Genomic DNA, 4,519 nt, shown 5'->3' on the forward strand with positions numbered 1-4,519 from the left:
GCCTCGGCCGACGGCGCCGAGCCCGAACGCGATCTGCTGGAGCGCGCCCGGCGCACGCTGGAAGCGCGCATCCAGGCCGACGATCCGCTGGGCGCGCTGCCCGAGCTGCTGGGCTGCGTGCAGCGCTATCCGCAGACAGAGCTGTTCCAGGTGCTGGTGGCGCGCGCGCTGGAAGCCGCGCACCGGCCCGACGAGAGCCTGGCCGTGTGGCGGGGCATCCACCAGCGCTTTCCCGATTCGTCCGATGCGTTCATCCTGATGCTGCGCAACGTGAAGCGCCAGCTGGGCGTGGACGCGGGGCGCAAGGAGATCGAGCTGTACTTCTCCGGCGGCAGCGTGGCCGCGCGCGACATCCTGCTGGAGGCCAAGAGCTGGGACGAGCTCGGCCTGTCCGAGCAGGCCGAAGCATGCTTTGCGCGGCTGGCCGACGCGCATCCCGGGTTCGAGAACGGCTACGTCGCCTGGGCCAAGTCGTGCACGCGGCGCGGCTACCCGTGGCGCGCCCGCGAGGTGCTCGAGCGCGGCCTGGCCGCCATCGGGCCGTCGCGCGCAAGCTCTCGCGCCGGCTGGACGAACTCAATACCGACCTGATCGCGCTGCGCCAGCTCGGCGTGCATGGCGGCGACGACGTGCCCGTCAGCATCCTGGTGCTGGAGAAGCTGTTCGAGGAGATCGGACGCCGCCGCAACGCCGAATACGAGCCGCCGGAAGACGGTTTCCTGGGGCCGGTGCTGATGATCAACGGTTCTCTGGGCGCGGGCGGCGCCGAGCGGCAGTTCGTCAACACCGCGGTGGCCTTGCAGACGGCGATCCAGGAAGGCCGGTCCGTCGCGGGCTACCCGGTGCTCGGTCCGGTGCAGGTCGTCTGCCGTTCGCTGCGCAGCCGCGAGGGCGCCGACTTCTTCGAGGCCACGCTCCGGGAGGCCGGCATTCCGGTGTCGGTCTATGCGGACATGCAGCCCTGGGGCGGCTGCGAATACGCGTCGCTGCTCAGCCCGTACCGCGACTATCTGCGCTTCTTGCCCAAGCAGATCGTGGAAGGCACGAGCAAACTCACCGACGCGATACGCACGGCCGCGCCCACGGTGGCGCACATCTGGCAGGACGGCTCCATTTTCGCCACTGCACTGTCGGCGCTGCTGGCCGGCGTGCCGCGCATCGTGCTGTCGGTGCGCACCATGCCGCCCGTGGACCGGCCCGACCGCTACCGCGTGGAGTACGACATCATCTACCGCGCGCTGCTGGGCATGAAGGGCGTGGCGCTCAGCTCCAATTCCGGCTTCGCGGCGCGCCGCTATGCGCAGTGGCTGGACCTGGACGAGCGCAGCATTCCCGTGGTCTACAACGGCCTGGCGCCGCTGCCGGCGGTGCAGGACGACGAGTGCGTGCGGCTGTGGCGCGAGTTCGAGGCGCGCACGCCGCAGGCCGCCTACACGGTCGGCACCGTGATGCGGGTCGACGACAACAAGCGGCCCTTTCTGTGGGTGGAGGCGGCGCATCTGTATTCGCAGTCCAACCCCGACGCGCGCTTCGTGATGGTGGGCGGCGGGCCGCTGCTCGAGCCGGTCAGGGAGTTCGCGCAGCGCCTGGGCATGAGCGACCGCATCCTGTTCACCGGCATTTCGCGGCGCGTGGGCTACTGGCTGTCGCACTTCGACGCCTTCATGCTGCTGTCGCGCTTCGAGGGCCTGCCCAATGTGCTCATCGAGGCGCAGTTCGCCGGCGTGCCCGTGGTGACCACGCTCGCGGGCGGAGCGGGCGAGGCGGTGCAGGAAGGCGTGACGGGCCTGACGCTGCCGGCAGGCGAAGTCGAGGCGCCGGAGGTCGTGCGCGCGCTGGCGCAGATGCGGGACATGCGGCGCAAGGATCCCGACATCGGCAGCAAGGCGCGGGCCTGGGCGCAGGCGCGATTCTCGCTCGAGCAGATGATCGCCTCGACCGTCTCCTGCTATCTCAATTAGACACGGCCGCCGGCCGCCATTCTGGAATGGAGTCATGAACACTAGAGTTTTGCGCTTTACCGCGGTCTTCGCGCTGGCCATGCTGTCGGGCTGCAGCCTGCTGTCGGGTTCCGGGCCCACGCGCTCGGCCATCCTGAGCGGGCCGTCCGACAGCGCCGCGCCCTACCAGGTGGTGGACCTGAGCGCCGCCACCATCGCGCCCTATCTGCTGGACCGCTCCCGCAAGGACGAGGGCGGCACTTCCGACGGCTATGCCGGCAACATCCGCGTGCTGCCGGGCGACGTGCTGCGCATCCTGGTGGCCGACAGCGTGGAAGGCGGACTGTTCGCGCCCCTGGCGGCGGGCGGCACGGTTTTCGAGGCGGTGCGCGTGGATTCGAAGGGCACGATCTCGCTGCCCTATGCCGGGCGGCTGACGGTGCAGGGCAAGTCGCTGCCGGCCATCGAGGAAAGCATCAAGGCCAGCCTGCGCCATACGGCGGCCGTTCAGCCGCAGGTCATGGTGGACCTGGCCGACGACCGCAGCAATTCCGTGCTGGTGGCGGGCGCGGTGCAGCACCCCGGCCGCTTCGGCGGCCTGAAGGCGCCCCTCACGGCGCTGGACGCCATCACGCTGGCCGGCGGCTCCACGCTGCCTTCCTACCAGGCCGACGTGGTCATCCGCCATGGCGCGCAGGTCAGGCGCATTCCGTACTACCAGTTGCTCAATGGGCGCAACGTGCCCGTTGAGCCGCGCTCCGAGCTGGTCGTGGAGCCCAACCTGAAGCGCTTCGTGGCCATGGGCGCGCTCGCCAAGCCCGGTCTGCACGAGCTGCCGTCGAATCGCACCAACCTGCTGGACGCGCTGGGCGTGGCGGGCGGCCTGAACGACCGGGCCGCCGACGCCACCGGCGTCTTCGTGTTCCGGCTGGACGGCAAGTCGGCCGACGGCTCGCCGCATCCGGTGGTGTTCCGCCTGAACATGCGCAACCCCGAATCCATGTTCCTGGCCAAGCAGTTCGAGCTGCTGCCCGAAGACGTGGTCTACGTCAGCAACGCGCCGATGTACGAATGGGAAAAGATCATTACCCCCATCGTGCAGGTGATGATCGTCGGCCAGCGCGTCGAAATGTATTGATTTTCCTTTCAGAGGTATGACATGCCCCACAACATCATGAATCTCTCCGACGTCAAGCTGGCCGTGGTCGGCCTGGGCTACGTGGGCCTGCCGCTGGCCGTGGAGTTCGGCAAGAAGCGGCCGGTCATCGGTTTCGATATCAACACCCGCCGGATCGACGCCTTGAAGGCCGGCCACGACCATACGCTGGAAGTCAGCGACGAAGAGCTGGCCGAGGCCCGGCACCTGAGCTATACGGCCGACCGCCAGGAGCTGGCCAGGGCCAACGTGTACATCGTGACGGTGCCCACGCCCATCGACGAGTACAAGCAGCCGGACCTGACGCCGCTGGTCAGGGCCAGCGAGACGATCGGCGCGGTGCTCAAGCGCGGCGACATCGTCATCTACGAGTCCACGGTGTATCCGGGGGCCACCGAGGAAGACTGCGTGCCGGTGCTGGAGCGGGTGTCGGGGCTGAAGTTCAACCAGGATTTCTACGCGGGCTACAGTCCGGAGCGGATCAATCCGGGCGACAAGGCGCACCGGGTCAACACGATCAAGAAGGTGACCTCGGGCTCGACGCCGGAGGTGGCCGAGCTGGTGGACCGGCTGTACGGGGAGATCATCACGGCGGGCACGCACAAGGCGCCCAGCATCCGGGTGGCCGAGGCGGCCAAGGTGATCGAGAACACGCAGCGCGACGTGAACATTGCGCTGATCAACGAGCTGGCGCTGATTTTCAACAAGATGGGCATCGACACCGAGGCGGTGCTGCAGGCGGCCGGCACGAAGTGGAACTTTCTGCCGTTCCGTCCGGGCCTGGTGGGCGGCCACTGCATCGGGGTGGACCCGTACTACCTGACGCACAAGGCGCAGTCGATCGGTTATCACCCGGAGATCATTCTGGCGGGGCGTCGGCTGAACGATTCGATGGGCAGCTACGTGGTGTCGCAGCTGGTGAAGGCGATGACCAAGCGGCGCATTCACGTGCAGGGCGCGCGGGTGCTGGTGATGGGGCTGACGTTCAAGGAGAACTGCCCGGACCTGCGCAACACGCGGGTGGTGGACATTGTGCGCGAGCTGGGCGAGTACAACGTGGACGTGGACGTGTACGACCCGTGGGTGGACCCGCAGGAGGCGGTGCACGAGTACGGCATCACGCCGGTGAGCCAGCCGGCCCAGGGCAAGTACGACGCGGTGATCCTGGCGGTGGCGCACCACCAGTTCGCCGAGCTGGGCGCCGAGGGCATCCGCAAGCTGGGCAAGCCCGAGCACATCCTGTACGACCTCAAGTACGTGCTGCCGGCCTCGGCCTCGGACCTGCGGCTGTAAGCCGGCCTCGCGTTCCGACCGCGCATGATAGAGATCCATTCCGCCGGTATCGCCCGCATTCCGTTCCTGGAGGCGCTGCTGGGCGCGCCCGTGGCGCGCGGCAGCGTGCTGTCGGGGCGCGGGGCGCGCC

The 4,519-nt window shown here is 68.6% G+C and carries 2 protein-coding genes and 1 pseudogene; all 3 read left to right on the forward strand.

All coding sequences use genetic code 11. The annotated features are described in order from the left end of the window. A pseudogene (locus AD428_RS23250) lies at positions 1-1,961 on the forward strand (glycosyltransferase); the annotation flags it as partial. 34 nt (positions 1,962-1,995) lie between these two features. Continuing rightward, positions 1,996-3,078: a polysaccharide biosynthesis/export family protein gene (locus AD428_RS23255; protein ID WP_053246725.1), complete on the forward strand. Its 1,083-nt coding sequence runs from the start codon at positions 1,996-1,998 to the stop codon at positions 3,076-3,078. Positions 3,079-3,114: 36 nt separating this feature from the next. Further along, entirely contained in the window at positions 3,115-4,389 is a 1,275-nt protein-coding gene (tviB, locus tag AD428_RS23260) for a Vi polysaccharide biosynthesis UDP-N-acetylglucosamine C-6 dehydrogenase TviB (RefSeq protein ID WP_053246726.1), read from the forward strand. Positions 4,390-4,519 lie beyond the last annotated feature (130 nt).

The sequence above is a fragment of the Achromobacter sp. DMS1 genome (assembly GCF_001270295.1).

What these genes read in the sequence shown, in the direction of transcription:
- tviB (WP_053246726.1), top strand. Translation starts at nt 3,115, where the DNA reads ATGAATCTCTCCGACGTCAAGCTGGCCGTGGTCGGCCTGGGCTACGTG.
- AD428_RS23255 (WP_053246725.1), top strand. Translation starts at nt 1,996, where the DNA reads ATGAACACTAGAGTTTTGCGCTTTACCGCGGTCTTCGCGCTGGCCATG.